At 70.9% G+C, this 14,914-nt stretch carries 15 protein-coding genes; 4 read left to right on the top strand and 11 right to left on the bottom strand.

Going from position 1 to position 14,914, the window contains the following annotated elements; translation table 11 throughout:
- Window positions 1–15 precede the first annotated feature (15 nt).
- Genes LVQ62_RS14400 through pcaH form a run of 3 tightly spaced genes read right to left on the bottom strand, consistent with a single transcriptional unit; the run spans window position 16 to window position 2,547 of the window.
- Entirely contained in the window at window positions 16–1,227 is a 1,212-nt protein-coding gene (locus LVQ62_RS14400; RefSeq protein WP_233762606.1) for a lyase family protein, read from the bottom strand.
- Window positions 1,224–1,772, bottom strand: coding sequence for a protocatechuate 3,4-dioxygenase subunit alpha (gene pcaG, locus LVQ62_RS14395; RefSeq protein WP_233762604.1), 549 nt, complete (start codon window positions 1,770–1,772; stop codon window positions 1,224–1,226). The genes LVQ62_RS14400 and pcaG overlap by 4 nt, the downstream gene beginning before the upstream one ends.
- Window positions 1,765–2,547: a protocatechuate 3,4-dioxygenase subunit beta gene (pcaH, locus tag LVQ62_RS14390; RefSeq protein WP_370639634.1), complete on the bottom strand. Its 783-nt coding sequence runs from the start codon at window positions 2,545–2,547 to the stop codon at window positions 1,765–1,767. Before pcaH ends, pcaG begins: the two co-directional genes overlap by 8 nt.
- Before the next feature lie 70 nt (window positions 2,548–2,617).
- Between pcaH and LVQ62_RS14385 the strand changes: the two genes are divergently transcribed.
- Window positions 2,618–3,400 carry an IclR family transcriptional regulator gene (locus LVQ62_RS14385; protein ID WP_233762602.1) on the top strand — a complete coding sequence of 261 codons (783 nt, stop codon included), beginning with the start codon at window positions 2,618–2,620 and terminating at the stop codon, window positions 3,398–3,400.
- A 3-nt stretch (window positions 3,401–3,403) separates the two neighbouring features.
- Here LVQ62_RS14385 and LVQ62_RS14380 read toward each other — a convergent pair whose 3' ends face one another.
- Window positions 3,404–4,180 (bottom strand): IclR family transcriptional regulator, encoded by a 777-nt coding sequence (locus LVQ62_RS14380; RefSeq protein ID WP_208053507.1) that lies wholly within the window; start codon window positions 4,178–4,180, stop codon window positions 3,404–3,406.
- A 108-nt stretch (window positions 4,181–4,288) separates the two neighbouring features.
- On the opposite strand from LVQ62_RS14380, the gene LVQ62_RS14375 reads away from it, so the two are divergent.
- Genes LVQ62_RS14375 through LVQ62_RS14365 form a run of 3 tightly spaced genes read left to right on the top strand, consistent with a single transcriptional unit; the run spans window position 4,289 to window position 6,530 of the window.
- On the top strand, window positions 4,289–5,335 hold the full coding sequence (locus tag LVQ62_RS14375) for an aromatic ring-hydroxylating dioxygenase subunit alpha (RefSeq protein WP_233762600.1): 1,047 nt from the start codon (window positions 4,289–4,291) through the stop codon (window positions 5,333–5,335).
- Between the two features lie 29 nt (window positions 5,336–5,364).
- A complete protein-coding gene (locus tag LVQ62_RS14370) occupies window positions 5,365–5,571 on the top strand; it encodes a hypothetical protein (RefSeq protein ID WP_233762598.1) in 207 nt (68 codons plus the stop codon).
- Window positions 5,568–6,530 (top strand): PDR/VanB family oxidoreductase, encoded by a 963-nt coding sequence (locus tag LVQ62_RS14365; protein ID WP_233762596.1) that lies wholly within the window; start codon window positions 5,568–5,570, stop codon window positions 6,528–6,530. The genes LVQ62_RS14370 and LVQ62_RS14365 overlap by 4 nt, the downstream gene beginning before the upstream one ends.
- A gap of 6 nt (window positions 6,531–6,536) precedes the next feature.
- Here LVQ62_RS14365 and LVQ62_RS14360 read toward each other — a convergent pair whose 3' ends face one another.
- From LVQ62_RS14360 to LVQ62_RS14330, 7 genes are all read right to left on the bottom strand, one after another.
- Window positions 6,537–8,171, bottom strand: a complete 1,635-nt coding sequence (locus tag LVQ62_RS14360) for an MFS transporter (protein WP_233762594.1) — start codon at window positions 8,169–8,171, stop codon at window positions 6,537–6,539.
- 83 nt (window positions 8,172–8,254) lie between these two features.
- Window positions 8,255–8,740, bottom strand: coding sequence for a MarR family winged helix-turn-helix transcriptional regulator (locus LVQ62_RS14355; RefSeq protein WP_233762592.1), 486 nt, complete (start codon window positions 8,738–8,740; stop codon window positions 8,255–8,257).
- Window positions 8,741–8,760: 20 nt separating this feature from the next.
- On the bottom strand, window positions 8,761–9,648 hold the full coding sequence (locus tag LVQ62_RS14350; RefSeq protein ID WP_233762590.1) for an amidohydrolase family protein: 888 nt from the start codon (window positions 9,646–9,648) through the stop codon (window positions 8,761–8,763).
- On the bottom strand, window positions 9,645–11,147 hold the full coding sequence (locus LVQ62_RS14345; protein WP_233762588.1) for a long-chain fatty acid--CoA ligase: 1,503 nt from the start codon (window positions 11,145–11,147) through the stop codon (window positions 9,645–9,647). Before LVQ62_RS14345 ends, LVQ62_RS14350 begins: the two co-directional genes overlap by 4 nt.
- A complete protein-coding gene (locus LVQ62_RS14340) occupies window positions 11,144–12,088 on the bottom strand; it encodes a 3-hydroxyacyl-CoA dehydrogenase NAD-binding domain-containing protein (RefSeq protein ID WP_233762586.1) in 945 nt (314 codons plus the stop codon). The genes LVQ62_RS14345 and LVQ62_RS14340 overlap by 4 nt, the downstream gene beginning before the upstream one ends.
- Window positions 12,085–14,049 carry an acetoacetate--CoA ligase gene (locus LVQ62_RS14335; protein WP_233762584.1) on the bottom strand — a complete coding sequence of 655 codons (1,965 nt, stop codon included), beginning with the start codon at window positions 14,047–14,049 and terminating at the stop codon, window positions 12,085–12,087. The genes LVQ62_RS14340 and LVQ62_RS14335 overlap by 4 nt, the downstream gene beginning before the upstream one ends.
- The gene (locus tag LVQ62_RS14330; protein ID WP_233762582.1) at window positions 14,046–14,840 is read right to left on the bottom strand and encodes a crotonase/enoyl-CoA hydratase family protein; all 795 of its coding nucleotides are present in this window, start codon (window positions 14,838–14,840) and stop codon (window positions 14,046–14,048) included. Before LVQ62_RS14330 ends, LVQ62_RS14335 begins: the two co-directional genes overlap by 4 nt.
- Between the last annotated feature and the right edge of the window lie 74 nt (window positions 14,841–14,914).

The following is a 14,914-nucleotide window of genomic DNA, read 5'->3' as shown; positions in this document are numbered from 1 at the left end:
CCTGCGGTGTCGGGGTCAGGCATGTTCGGGCCCGCCGGTGAAGAGCCGGGCCAGGACGGTATCGACGAACGCGTCCGTGGCTCCGAGGTACGACGCGGGGTCACCGGCGCCGTCGTCGCCCCGCTCGGCAAGGAGGTCCGCCGCGGCGCCGGTGGCCCGCTGCAGCATCCGGTCGGCATCCACCTCCAAGCCGGCGGCGAGCTCGGCGGCCTGCGAGGCCCCCGTCACGGTGAGTTCGAGCAGCCGGCGCAGTGCGGGCCACTCGCTGTGCCAGGCGCCGTCGGGTCGCTCGTCGACGGCGAGGGCGGCCGCCAGGTGCAGTTGAGCTCCGAGCTGGGGCGACTGCATCGCGGCCGACCGGATGACCACGCTGAGGATCGGGTTCTGCTTGTGCGGCATGGTCGACGAGCCGCCCCGACCGGCCACTGCGGCCTCGTGCAGCTCGCCGATCTCCGGGCGGGACAGAGTGGCCACATCGGCGCCGAGGTGCCCGAGTGCGTCGCACGTCGCCACCAGGGTGTCGCCGATACGGGTGACCGCCCGCCGGCGGGTGTGCCACGGGAGGCCCGGCCAGACGAGTCCGAGCTCGCCCGCGAACGCCGCGGCCAGCGCCACGGGGTCGGCTGTGAGCTCGCCCGAGAGCGCGAGCGTCCCCGCGGCCCCGCCGCACTGGACCGGGAGGCCGGCCAGCGTCGCGGCCACGTCGTCGGCGGCCTCGATCAGTCCGGCGAGCCACTGGGCTGCCTTGAGCCCGAACGTGATCGGCACCGCGTACTGCGTCAGCGTGCGACCGGCCATCACGCTGCCGCGGTGCGCATCGGCCAGCCGCGCGAGCGCCTGCGAGGCCGCGCCGAGGTCGGCGCGCACCCGTGTGAGGCAGTCGGCGCTGAGCAGGACCAAGGCGGTGTCGAGCACGTCCTGGCTGGTCAGCCCCCGGTGGACGACGGCGGCATCGGCCGGTTGCAGCCGCTCCCGCAGTTGGTGCAGCATCGGCACGACCGGGTTGCCGGCAGCCTCGGTCGCGGCGCCGATGACCGCGAGGTCAGGGGTCCAGTCGGCAGCGGCAGCCGCGATCCGCTCGGCCCGATCCCGGTCGATCGCTCCGACGGCGGCCAGGGCGCGCACCCAGCCCAGCTCCACGCGCACCATCGCGTCGGCGACCGCGCGGTCATCGACCACACCCGCGGCACGGAACGACCCGGGAGTGAGCAGCCTGTATTCGCTCATACCTCACCGGGGAACGTCAGGAACGGCGTCTCGAGGTCTCCCTGCAGGTGCACGTCGAACCGCAGGCTGCCGTCGTCCTCGCGGACGGCGATGAGGCGCTTACTGATCTGCGGATCCAGCGACGCGAGAAGGGGACTGGAGGACGCGTTCGCCCCGGGGAGGTAGGCACGGGTGAAGAGCCGGTGCAGCAGCCCTCGCGCGAAGACGACGACGGCGACGAACGGCGCGCCGGAGCCGCCCGGCTCGATCGTGGTGAACGAGTACCGCCCGACCGCATCGGTCTGACAGCGGCCCCAGCCGGTGAACGCCGTGCCGTCGCGCCGGATCGATCCCTCGAGAGTCGGCACCCTCCCGGCGCCGTCGGCCTGACGGATCTCCAGCAGGGCGTCGGGCACCGGCACGCCCGCGCCGTCGTACACCGTGCCCTGCAGCCGCAGTGCACCGTCCGTCGTCGGCCGGACGAGCTCGTGGTCGCGCTCGTACGGGAGGGCGTATGCGAAGAACGGGCCGATCGTCTGGCCCGGTGTCGGGTCGAGCTCAGGCATCGTGCTCCTCCGGGCGCTCCATCGGCGTCGAATGCGAGCCGGTCAGCACGATGTCCCACCGGTAGCCCAGCTGCCACTCGTGCTCGGACAGGTCGTGGTCGTAGTGCGCGAGCAGGCGCTCGCGCGCGGCCGGGTCGGTGATCGACTGGTAGATCGGATCCAGGCCGAAGAGCGGGTCGCCAGGGAAGTACATCTGGGTGATCAGCCGCTGGGTGAAGTCGGTGCCGAAGAGCGAGAAGTGGATGTGCGCCGGGCGCCAGGCGTTGTGGTGGTTGCGCCAGGGGTAGGGGCCCGGCTTGATCGTCACGAACCGGTAGACACCCTCGGCGTCGGTCAGACAACGTCCGGTGCCGGTGAAATGCGGGTCGAGCGGTGCCTGGTGCTGATCGCGCTGGTGCACGTAGCGGCCGGCGGCGTTGGCCTGCCAGATCTCCACCAACTGATGGCGCACCGGGCGCCCCTCGCCGTCGAGCACCCGGCCGGTGACCAGGATCCGCTCACCGATCGGTTCACCGCGGTCCTGGATCGTCAGGTCCGCCTCGAGCGGGGCGACGTCGGAGTGGCCGAAGACCGGCGCGACCAGCTCGGCCGCCTCGGGATCGGCGGGGTGCAGGGCTTTGGTCGGATGGCGCAGCACGGAGCTGCGGTACGGCGGGTAGTCGATCCGCGGTTGCGCGTCACCGGCGGTCCATGCCGTCCGGAGTCGCTCGATCTCGAAGGAGATGGTCCGTTGGCTCGCCAACTCTCCGGGCGGGAATGCGGCTGGGGTGCTCACCCTCAGGACGCTAGGGGAGTGGCCCGCATCACGTCGAGGCTAAGCTTCCACTGAGTGAAAGGAATTTTCGGTGGCCAGCAATACCGCGACGCCCGGGGCGTCGGTCGTATCCCGTGCGCTCGCCGTGCTGTCCGCGTTCGACGAGGATCACCGCAGCCTCGCGCTGACCCCGCTCGCTCGGCGCGCGCACCTTCCGGTGCCCACGGCGTACCGGATCGCCTCGGAGTTGGTCGCCGGCGGTGCGCTGACCCGGCGTATGTTGGGGGAGTACGTCGTCGGCCGGCGACTCTGGGACATCGGGCTGCTCGCCCCGGTGCAGACCGGGCTGCGGCAGATCGCCTCGCCGTTCCTCACCGACCTGCACGCGGCCACCCGCGCCACCGTGCACCTGGCGATCAGGGACCGGGCCCAGGTGCTCTATCTGGAACGCATCTCCGGCAACGCGTCGGTGCCGGTCGTGAGCACCGTCGGCTCCCGCCTGCCGCTGCACTCCACCGGCGTGGGCAAGGTGCTCTTCGCCTACGCACCCGCCGCGGTGCAGGAGGAGGCGTTGGCGTCACTGTCGAGGGTCACGCCGTACACCGTCACGTCGGCGGCTCGGATGCGCCGGCAACTGGACCGCGTACGCCGCGACGGCTACGCCACCACGACCGAGGAGATGACCCTCGGCGCCTGCTCGGCTGCCGTGCCGATCCGCGCCGCCGAGGGCGAGCAGGTCGTCGCCGCGCTGGGTGTGGTGGTCGCCGACCTGCGCCGGGACCGGGCGCGCCTGGTGACGGCCCTGCGGGTCGCCGCGCAGGGCATCGGCCGCTCGCTGCAGCCGACGGCGGGCGATCGGTCGGGGTCCGGCTGAGGCTCAGGCGTCCGGTGGCCGGGCGTCCGACCGGCGGGCCCTCGGCGACCCCAGCGCGCGGGAGATGCTGCGGCTGGCCGCGCGCAGGGCGGGCAGCAGTCCGCGCGGGTCGGTGTCGATCTGCACCACCACCGAGACCGCGGCCACGACCTCGTCGTCGGCTCCGCGGACGGGGCAGGCGAGGGAGAGGGCGTCCAGAGTCACCTGACCGCGGCTGACGGCGTGGTCGCTGCGTCGCACGTCCGCCAGGGTGGCGCGCAGCTTCGCCGGGTCGCTGATCGTCTGCGTCGTCCAGGTCGTCAACGGCTCGTTCAACACTTGTTCCTGGATCTCCCGCGGCGCGAAGGCCAGGAGTACCAACCCGACTCCGGTGGCGTGCAGCGCGAACCGGCCACCGACCCGGGTCAGCACCGGCACCGCATCGCGACCGGCGATGCGCTCGATGTAGACCACCTCCAGTCCCTCGCGGACCGCGAGCTGCACGTTCTCGTGGGTGGCCTCGTACAAGTCCTCCAGATAGGGCAGCGCGATCTCCCGCAGCGCCGGCCCGCGCTGGGCGAGCGCCGCGGTCTCGAAGAGCCGCAGGCCCACGCCGTACTGCCCGTCGAGGCCTCGTTCGAGCGCTCCCCACCCAATGAGGTCGGCGACGATGCGATGGGTCGTGGTGAGGGACAACCCGGCGCGGCGACTGATGTCGGACAGCGAGAGGTGGGGGCTCTCCGCGGTGAACGCCGCGAGCACATCCATGGTCCGGGTGCTGAGAGACCGCTGCTGCGGCATGCGTCCACCCCCGTTCGGTCTTCCGGCTGGCGGAAACGCTACAGCGCTCGCGATGTGACCCACGTCATGGTGAACGCAGTTCCCTGTTCTCGAGTTCCGGAGGTTCCCATGTCCAGCTGGCCCCGCAACCAGTGGTACGTCGCGGCGTACGCGGCGGAGGTGACCGACGAGCTCATGGCGCGCACGATCTGCGGCGAGCCGATGGTCTTCTACCGCACCTCCGACGGGGAGGTCGTCGCCCTGGCCGACCGCTGCGTGCACCGCCGCTTCCCGCTGTCCAAGAGCCACCTGGTGGACGACAACGTCATCTGCGGCTACCACGGCTTCACCTACGACCGGACCGGCACCTGCCTCGCCGCGCCGGGCCAGAAGCGCATTCCGCGGACAGCGCGGGTGCCTGCCTTCCACCTCGTCGAGCAGGACTCATTGGTGTGGGTCTGGATCGGCGAGACGGACCGTGCCGACGAGTCGACCGTTCCCCGCGCACCCTGGCTGGATTCGCCGGACTACACGACGGTGCGTGGGCTGGAACCGCTGAAGGCGCGTTACGGGCTCCTCGTCGACAACCTCATGGACCTGTCGCACGAGACCTATCTGCACGGCGGCTACATCGGCACGCCCGAGGTCGCCGAGACGCCGATCACGACGGAGGTGGACGACGAGGCGCAGGTGATCTACGTCAGTCGCCACATGGACGACGCCGCCTGTCCTCCGTTCTACGCGACGTCGACCGGCATCGAGGGCCGGATCACCCGGTGGCAGGACATCGAGTACCACCCGCCGTGCCTCTATCTGCTGCACAGCCGGGTCGCTCCGGTGGGCACACCGGATCCGGCCGAGGACGGCCGGGACGAGCCGGCGTTCCACGTCGAGGTGGTCTATGCGATCACGCCCGAGACGGAGCACTCGACGCACGACTTCTGGATGGTGGCGCGCGATTTCGCGCTCGAGGACCAGGGTGTCTCGGACTTCCTGGCCGAGAGCAACCGCACGGTGGTCCTGCAGGACGTCGAGGCACTCGACGTGCTCGAGGTCGTGGTCGAAGGGGAGAAGGAGAACTACCAGGAGCTGTCGATCAACATCGACACCGGCGGTCTCGCTGCCCGGCGCATCATCGCGAAGCAGCTCACGCAGGGGGAGGCTGTGACGGCATGACAGCAGACGTCGATTTGACTCCCGCTCGCATGTTGCGCGGCGAGCACGTCTTCCGGGTGGTGTCCAAGCTCAACACCGACATCCTCGTGGGTTACTGCTGGTGCGGTGAGGCACAGGAGTCCGAGGACCCGATCACGCTGTGGACGTGGCTGCTGGAGCATCCGGACGGTCATTCCTCCGGCAGGGGCGGCGAGAGCCCGTCGGCCGGTCGGCCGCAGGTCCTGGAGCCGGCATGACCGGCCGGGACGTGCAGGAGACGACCCTCGACCTGGTGGTGGAACGCATCGCGACTCCGGCCACCGGGGTGCTCGAGGTGGTCCTGCGTCAGGGGAACGGCGCCGAACTGCCTCCGTGGAGCGCAGGTGCACACATCGACGTGGTCACGACCGACCACGTTCGGCAGTACTCGCTGTGCGGCGACCCGACCGACGCCACCTCGTGGACGATCGCCGTGCTGCGCGAGCCGGACGGGCGCGGCGGATCGGCGTACCTGCACGACACCCTCACCGCCGACACGACGGTGCAGGTCCGCGGCCCGCGCAACCACTTCGAGCTGGCACCCGCGGCGCGCTACGTGTTCGTCGCCGGCGGGATCGGCATCACCCCGATCATCCCGATGCTCACCGCCGCGCAGAGTGCCGGCGCGGAGTGGACCCTCACCTACGGTGGCCGCACCCGGGATTCGATGGCGTACGCCGACACGCTCGTCGAGCGGTACGGCGACCGGGTCCGTCTCGTGCCGCAGGACGAGGTCGGGTTGATCGACCTCGACGCCCTGTTGGGCGACCCCGGGATCGCGGACGCGCTCGTCTACTGCTGTGGTCCCGAGCCGCTGCTGGCTGCTGCTGAGCAACGCTGTGCAGATCGCCCCCAGATGCTGCGGACGGAGCGCTTCGCTCCGAAGGCGCTCGAACTGCAGGGCGATGCCGGCGAATTCGAGGTCGAGCTCGCGGAGTCCGGCACGGTGCTCAGCGTCCCCGCTGACAAGTCGATCCTCCAGGTGCTGGAAGAGGCCGACGTGCCGATCCTGTCGTCGTGCACCGAGGGGACCTGCGGCACGTGTGAGACCGGTGTGCTCGACGGCGTCGTCGACCACCGTGACTCGTTGCTCAGCCAGCAGGAGCAGGACGCGAACGATGTGATTTTCGTGTGCGTCTCGCGCGCCAAGTCCGCGCGGCTCGTGCTGGAGCTCTGAACTCTCTCAGTCCACGACCAGCTCGGGCTCCGGCGCCGCGACGAACGCGTGCTCGTGCTGACGTCCGCCGATCATCACCGCGGCGATCGCCGCCGCGACGAGCGCCGCGATGCCACAGACCAGGTACCCGATCGAGTAGGCATGGGACAACGCGTGGAAGGCGGTGTCCTTCAGCGGATTCGGCGGATTCGGGATGGCGTTCGCGCCCAGTGGGCCGGAGTTCACCGCCCCCTTCACCGGCGGTGGCACCTTGGACGATGCGTTGAACTGCTGCAGCGCGCTGCCGAGGGACGGGGAGGACGCGACCTTCGACGCGATCGCGTCGGCGGCGTTCGTCAGGGCGATGGCCCCGATGATCGCCGGACCGAGGGTCAGTCCGAAGTCGCGCAGCATGCTGGTCGCGCCGCTGGCCATCCCGGCCTTCTGGGTGGGCACGCTGTTGACGGCCACGACGGTGATGGCGGTGACCGCCGTCTTGAAGCCCGCACCGACGACCAGCAGGGGCACCGCGACCGCGGCGATGGACAGGTTGGTGGCCGGGATCGCCGCCAGCACCAGGTCGCCGATACCGATGAGCGCCATACCGCCGGCGAGCACCCAGCCGGGGTTGAACCGCTGCAGCATGCGGCTGCTCACCGGGAAGAGGATCACGCCCATGATGTTGAGCAGCACGAAGCCGATCGAGGTCTTCAGCGGCGTGTACTCCTGGATCGCCGAGAGCCGGATGCTGGTGTCGTACGCCGTGCCGAGGTACGCGAACATACCGAGCACCGTCACGACGGCGGAGATGGTGAACATCCGGTTGGCGAAGAGGTCGAGCTGCAGCAGCGGCTTGTCGACCCGCTGCTCGACGAGCACGAAGAGCACGAGGAACACCACGGCGATCACGAACCCGCCGATGACCGTGAGGCTTGCCCAGCCGTCCTCGGCGCCCTGGATCACGGCGTACAACAACGCGAACAGCGCGACCGCGATGGTGATCTGGCCGGGCCAGTCCAGCGACCGACCCTGCGGCGCCGAGGAGTTCTGGGCGAGTGCCACGGTGGTCGCGAGACTGAGCGCGGCGAGGATCGCCATCGCGAGGAACGCGTAACGCCAGCTGGCCTCGGGACTGCCGGAGTGGTGAATCCGGGCGAGCACGCCGCCGATGACGGGGGACATGAACCCACCGGCGGTCAGGGCGGCGGCCCAGATCGAGATGGAGTGCGCGCGTTCGCGCACGGTGTGCGTCCCGGCCGCGATCATGGCCACCGACGTGGGGAAGATCGCTGCAGCGCCGACGCCGGCGATGACCTGTCCGGTGAGCAGCACGCCGACGCCGCCGGACGGGGTCAAGAACGCGATGAGCCCACCGACGACCACGAGGCCCGCGCCCGTGGCGAGCAGCCGCTTGCGGCCGAAGAGGTCACCGACCACGCCGAAGGTCAGCTCGAAGAGGGTCACCGGCACCAGGAAGGCGTCGGAGACCCAGGTCAGCTGGGTGGACGTCGTGCCCAGGTCCTTGTTGATGTAGCCGTTGATGACCGCGGGGATGCTGAGCCCGATCTGAGCGACGAAACAGGCGAAGACCGAGGCGAGCAGCGTGCCGCTCGTCAACCTCGGAAGGCCGCCGTGCGGCTCCGATGCTGCGGATGTAGTCATCGGCAGAGCAAAGCACAAGGCCGACCAATATGTACAGGTTTCCTGATCAATTAATCACCGCCCGGCGGACGTCGTACGCGGGCTCAGTCGGCGGAGGAGTCCTCGTGCAGGGCCCGGCGGCACAGCTCCAGGGTCTGCCGCAGCGCGGCCGACTGCGCGGTGCTGGCGCGGGCAAGCATGCGCTCCTCGAGCGCGGTGACCTGCGGCCGCATCCGATCCAGCACGCGTCCGCCCTCGGGAGTGAGGGCGATCACCAGGCGACGACGGTCGCGGGGGTCGCGGTGCCGCTCGATCAGGTCCCGGTCGAGCAGGGTGCCCACCATGTCGGCCGTGCTCTGTGCGGTCACGAACGACAGGCGCGCCAGGTGTGCGGCGGTGAGATCGGGATGGCGTTCGAGCACGGTGAGCGCGGTGTACTGCAGGGCGGTCAGACCCTCGGGGCGGGCGAGGTCGTCCAGTGCGGCGCGCACCGACAGCTCGACCTGCTTCATCAGGTAGAGCAGCGTCGGAGGCGCCGTCCGCGCGATCGGCGGCGCGGCGTCGTCGTCCCGCGCCCGCTCGCTCTTCATGGGCGCCATGCTAGGCAGCGTCAGCGCAGACCCAGGACGTGGGCGGCGTTCTCCTTGAGGATGCCGGGCCGGTGCGCGGGGTCGATCCCGAGGTCGTCGAAGTCGGCCAACCACCGCTCGGGCGCGATCAGCGGATAGTCGCTGCCGAAGAGCACCTTGCGGCGCAGCAGCCCGCCGGCGGCGCGCACCAGCTCGGGCGGGAAGTACTTCGGCCGCCACCCCGACAGGTCGATATAGACGTTGGCCTTGTGGGTCGCCATCGAGATGGCCTCGGCCTGCCATGGCACCGATGGGTGCGCCAGGATCACCGTCAGGCCGGGGAAGTCAGCGGCCACGTCGTCGAGCAGCAGCGGGTTGGAGTAGCGCAGCTTGATCCCTCGTCCTCCCGGCAGGCCGGCGCCGATGCCGTTCTGTCCGGTGTGGAAGAGCGCGGGCACGCCGAGCTCCTCCAGCGCCGCCCACAGCGGCTGGAAGACCGGGTCGTCGGGGGAGAAGGCCTGCAGGCTGGGGTGGAACTTGAACCCGCGGACGCCGTACTCCTGCACCAGGTGACGCGCGCGCTGCACGGCCGCCGCACCCTGGTGCGGATCGACGGAGCCGAACGGGATGAGCACGTCCGCGTGGTCGGCCGCGGCCTGCGCGATCTCCTCGCTCGAGATCGCGGGGTGACCCGTCGCGGTGGTGGCGTCGACCGTGAAGACGACGGCCGCCATCCCGGCGTTGCGGTAACGCCGGGCCAGGTCCTGCACGGACGGGGTGCGGTTCTCGCTGCCCTTGAAGTACGCGGCGGACGCGTCCAGCAGTTCCTCGTCCAGGGCGAAGTGGCCGTGGTCGTCGGACTCGACATGCACGTGGACGTCGAGCGCGGTGATCGCGTCCAGGTCGACGGCGGGCTCGTAGCGGGTCATCGGGTGGTCTCTCTGAGTCGGGACTTGATGAGTTTTCCGGAGGCGTTGTGGGGAAGTTCGGGCAGGAAGACGACGCTCGCGGGCCGCTTGTACCGAGCGAGCCGTTCGTCCAGATGAGCGAGTACGTCGGACTCCGACAGGTGCGCTCCGGGCCGGGTGACCACGAACGCGCGCCCGACCTCGCCCCACCTCTCGTCCGGCACTCCGATCACCGCGCACTCGGCGATCTGCGGGTGCTCGTGCAGCGCCTGCTCGACCTCGGCCGGATAGACGTTCTCACCGCCGGAGATGTACATGTCCTTGATGCGATCCACGATCCGCAGATAGCCCTCGCCGTCCGCGGTGGCGACGTCTCCGGTGTGCAGCCATTCGTCGGTGAACGCCGCCTCTGTGGCGCGCGGGTCCTGCCAGTAGCCGGGGCTGACGTTCGGCCCGCTGACGAGCACCTCGCCGGGTTCGCCCGCAGGCACGTCCTCGTCACCGGCGGCCACCCGCACGTCGGCGAAGAAGCACGCGGTGCCCGCGGTACCGAGCTTGCGGACGCCGTCCGCCGCCCGCAGCATCGTCGCGCCCGGTGAGGCCTCCGTCAGGCCGTACCCCTGCACGATCATCAGCCCGCGGTCCAGCCAGGTGTGCAGCAGCGACTCCGGGATCGGCGCCCCGCCGCTGAGCGCCAGGTGCAGGCTGGCCAGGTCCGCCGCGTGGAAGCGCGGTGCCGCCGCGAGCGCGAGGTACATCGAGGTCACCCCGAAGAGCAGCGTCACGCGCTCGCGTTCGATGATGTCGACCGCTGCGACCGGGTCGAAGCGGGCCTCCAGCAGCGCCGTCCCGCCCTTGAGGATCGTCGGGAAGAGCACCTGGTTGAGCGCCGCCGTGTGGAAGAGCGGGGCGGTCACCAGCGCCACCTCGTCACTGCCGAGGTCGATGTCGACCAGCAGGTTGTAGACGTTCCACACCACGTTCGCGTGGGTGAGCATCACCCCCTTCGGGCGACCACTGGTGCCCGACGTGTACTGGATCATGAAGAGGTCGTCGAGGGCGATGAGCTCGTCGACCTCCCCGTCGTCCGGGGCGTGCAGTACGTCGAGGCCGGCGCCCGCGTCGCGCGTGAACGTCACGATGTCCAGGGCGAGTTCGTCGACCTCCGGGGTCGACGCCGACGCGGCGAGCGCGTCCTCGATCAGCAGCAGCCGCGCGCCGCTGTGGCCCAGCACGTAGGCCAGTTCGGGCGGGGCCAGTCGCGTGTTCACCGGCACGAAGACGCCGCCGAGCTTCGCGGTGGCGAACATCGAGAGGACCATCTCCACGCCGTTGAGGCCGAGGAACGCGACCCGGTCACCGCGGGTGATGCCGCGCTCCCGCAGGCCGTGCGCGAGGCGGGTGCTCGCCCGGTGCAGGTCGGCGTAGGTCGTAGCGCGGCCGTCCTGGACCAGCGCGGGCCGGTCCGGGGTCATCCGGGCGCGCCGCCGGGTCCAGGAGCCCAGCCCCTGGTCCCTCATGGCGTCTCCTCGCCGACGGTGTCGAGGCCGAGACGCTCCTTCGTGGTGAGCAGCTCTCGCAGCCCGCGATCGCGCCGGGCGCGCACCTCGGGCTCTCGCCCGCCGAGCTCCTCGGTGACGCCGGAGACCAGTTGCATGGTCAGCTCCGGCGTCAGTTCGGGATCGCCGAGGTCGGCCCACCAGTCGACCATCGGCGGTCCGAGATGCTCCAGGACATGCGCCAGCCCGTCCGGGCCGCCGGACAGGTGCTGGGTGGCGATGGGGCCGAGCAGCGCCCACCGCAGACCCGGACCGGAGGCCACCGCACGGTCCAGGTCCGCGACCGAGATCGCGCCACGGCGGACGAGGTCGTAGGCCTCTCGCCAGAGCGCTGCCTGCAGCCGGTTCACGACGTGCCCGGGCAGCTCGGCCCGGACATGGACCGGGCTGCGCCCCAATGCGCGCATCGCCGCCATCGTGGTGTCCACGGTCTGCGCGGAGGTGAGATGCCCACCGACCACCTCCACGAGCGGCACCAGGTGGGGCGGGTTGAAGGGGTGTGCGACGACCACGCGTTCGGGGTGCCGGCAGGCGTCCTGGAAGGCGGACGGGCCGATGCCTGACGAGCTGCTCGCAAGGACGACGCCCGGGTCGGTGACCTCGTCGAGCGCCGCGAAGAGCTCACGCTTCACCTTCACCCGCTCCGGGCCGCACTCGATGACGAACGCCGCGCCGGTGGCCGCGGCGGCGGGGTCGGCGTGGAAATGCAGCCTTTCGAGCGGCTGCGATGTGCAGTCGAGCTCGGTCAGATGGTCGGCCACCGCCGCGCGTAGTGCGTCCTGGGCGCCCGGTGCGGGGTCGGCGACGTGCACCTCGAGCCCGCGGGACAGCGCGAGCGCGCCCCAGCTGCCGCCGATCGCGCCGGCCCCGATGACGGCGACGGGGGAGAGGTCGGCGCTCATGCGCTCACCTCTGCCGCCAGGGCTATGAACGGGTCCAGGGATGCCGGATCCGCGAGCGCGTCCCGGCTGACCACGTCGTGCGGGGTCGCGCCCTGCAGGATCCGCTTCACCGGCAGCTCCAGCTTCTTCCCGGTGAGGTTGCGCGGGACGGCGCGAACCCCCACGACGCGGTCGGGTACGTGCCGGGGGGACAGCGACGTACGCAGCGCGGCGCGCAGGGTGTCGACCAGGGCGTCGTCCACCTCGACGCCGGCGGTCGTGGTGACGAAGAGGATCAGTTCGCCGTTGCCGCCTGCGGGATCCTCGAGGTGCACGACCAGGCTGTCGGCGATGCCGGGCAACTCCTCGACGACGCGGTAGAACTCCGCGGTGCCGAGCCGTACGCCGCCGCGGTTGAGCGTGGCGTCACTGCGACCGGTGACGACGCAGCTGCCGTCGGACTCGAAGACGATCCAGTCCCCGTGCTGCCACACACCGGGGAAGCGTTCGAAATACGTTGCCCGGAGCCTCGATCCGTCTGCGTCGCCCCACAGCCCCACGGGCATCGACGGCATCGGCGAGGTCACCACGAGCTCGCCCGGCTCGCCGATCACCTCCAGGCCCGCGTCGTCGTACGCGTGGACGTCGACACCCAGTGCCCGACCGGAGATCACCCCCGCGCGCACGGGCAGCAGCGGGTTGTTCTGCACCAGCCCGCTGCACACGTCGGTGCCTCCGCTGCCGACGTTGAGCTGCACCCGCGGCCCGAGCTGCTCGCCGATCCAGGCGTAGCCCTCGGGAGGCAGCGGCGAACCCGCGGAGCCGACGACCCGGATCCGCAGGTCCAGTCCGCTCAGGTCCACCCCGGCCGAGCGGCAGGCCATGATGAATCCGGGGCTCGCGCCCATCAGCGTGGCCCCGGTCTCCTGCGCCAGACGCCACTGCCACGTCAGGTCGGGGTGTGCCGGGTCGCCGTCGATCGTCACGATGCCCGCTCCGACGAGCAGCCCGGACACCAGCGCGTTCCACATCATCCAGGCGGTGGTGGAGTACCACGCGATGACGTCACCGCGACGCAGGTCCCAGGACAGCGCGTGGTTCTTCAGGTGCTCGACCAGGACCCCTCCGTGCCCGTGCACGATGGCCTTGGGTCGGCCGGTGGTGCCGGAGGAGAAGAGGACCACCAGCGGGTGGTCGAAGGGCACCGGTGTCGTCCGATCGAGCGGTTCGGCCCCCGCGAGTGCTGCCGACCAGGAGGTCGCGCCGTCGACCCGCCATGCGCCGTACTCGATGTCGACCACATGGCGCAGCGTGGGCAGGCCCGCGGTGATGGCCGCGACCTGGTCACCGCGGTCGACGTCCTTGGTGCCGTAGCGGTAGCCGCCCGCGACGACCAGTACGACGGGTTCGATCTGTCCGAACCGGTCGATCACGCTGCGCGGGCCGAACTCGATCGCACAACTGGACCACACCGCGCCCAGGGCCGCGGTCGCCAGAAAGGCGACCACGGCTTCCGGGCAGTTCGGCAGGTACCCCGCCACCCGGTCGCCGGGACCGACGCCCAGGTCGGTGAGGGCGCGAGCGGCGCGCGCGACCGCATCGCGCAGCTCGCCCCAGGTGAGGTCACGGTCGGCGCGGCTCTGGGACCGAGCGTGGATCGCCACGGCGGAGTCCTGGGCCCCGGCGCCGCGCAGCGCGTGCTCGGCGTAGTTGAGCAGCGACCCGGTGAACCACCGCGAGCCGGGCATCACCCGTTCCGCGAGGACGGACGTGCGCGTGCCGCGGTCGTGGATCCCGAAGAACTCCCAGATCGCGGACCAGAAACCGTCGAGGTCCTCGACGGACCACTGCCAGAGCGCGTCGTGGTCGCTCAGGTCGAGTGCGCGGTGCGTATGCAGCCACGTCAGGAAGCGGCCGACCTCGCTGGTGTCGAGGACGTCGTCCGGCGGGCGCCACAGCACGTCGCCGGTGTGCACGCTCATCGGTCGGTCACCTTCGGCCCGCGGCCCTGCAGGAACTCCTGCATGCGACCCTTCGCATCGTCGGTGCCCTGGGCGATGGCGGCCATCATGGCCTCCATGAGATAGCCCTCATGCCGGCCGGATTCGGCGATGCGGGGGAGTGCCTGGATGACGGCGTAGTTGCTCTGCGGTGCGTTGTCGGCGATCCGGGTGGCCAGGCGCAGCGCCTCGTCGAGGCCGGCACCGTCGTCGACGACATACTGGGACAGTCCGGCCGCGGCACCCTCCTGCGCGTCGTACCGACGGCCGGTGAGCATCAGATCGGCCATCCGGGCCACGCCGATGAGCCGCGGCAGTCGCACCGATGCTCCGCCGCCGACGAACAGGCCGCGCATCCCCTCGGGCAGGGCGTAGAACGTCGAGCGTTCGGCGACGCGCAGGTGGGCGGCCGCGGCGAGTTCGAGGCCTCCGCCCACGACCGCTCCCTTCAGGGCGCACACCACCGGCACGGGACCGAACTCGATGAGCTCGAACGCGCGATGCCACATTCGCGAGTGCCGCACGCCGGAGATGGTGTCCCGCTCTGCCATCTCCGACAGGTCCAGGCCCGCGCTGAAGTGGTCGCCCTCGGCGGCGATGACCACGCTCGCGACGTCGTCGGGAAGATCGGTGAAGAACCGTTCGATGCCGAGCACCGTCGCGTCGTCCAGGGCGTTGCGCTTCTCCGGGCGGTTGAGGGTCAGCACGGCGACCTTCCCGTGCCGGGTGACGGCCAGCGAGGACGGCAGATCGGGCAGCGACTGATCCGGCACGGGCGCCTCCGGGAGTGAGCTGAGATAACGAGCAGGATTCCTGGTGATTAGATCAGATGTGCGGCCCCGCGACA

This window comes from Allobranchiibius sp. GilTou73, from assembly GCF_021391335.1.
Classification (GTDB): domain Bacteria; phylum Actinomycetota; class Actinomycetes; order Actinomycetales; family Dermatophilaceae; genus Allobranchiibius; species Allobranchiibius huperziae.
The sequence above is the reverse complement of the archived record's forward strand: the minus strand, read 5'-3'. Positions and strand labels throughout refer to the sequence as shown.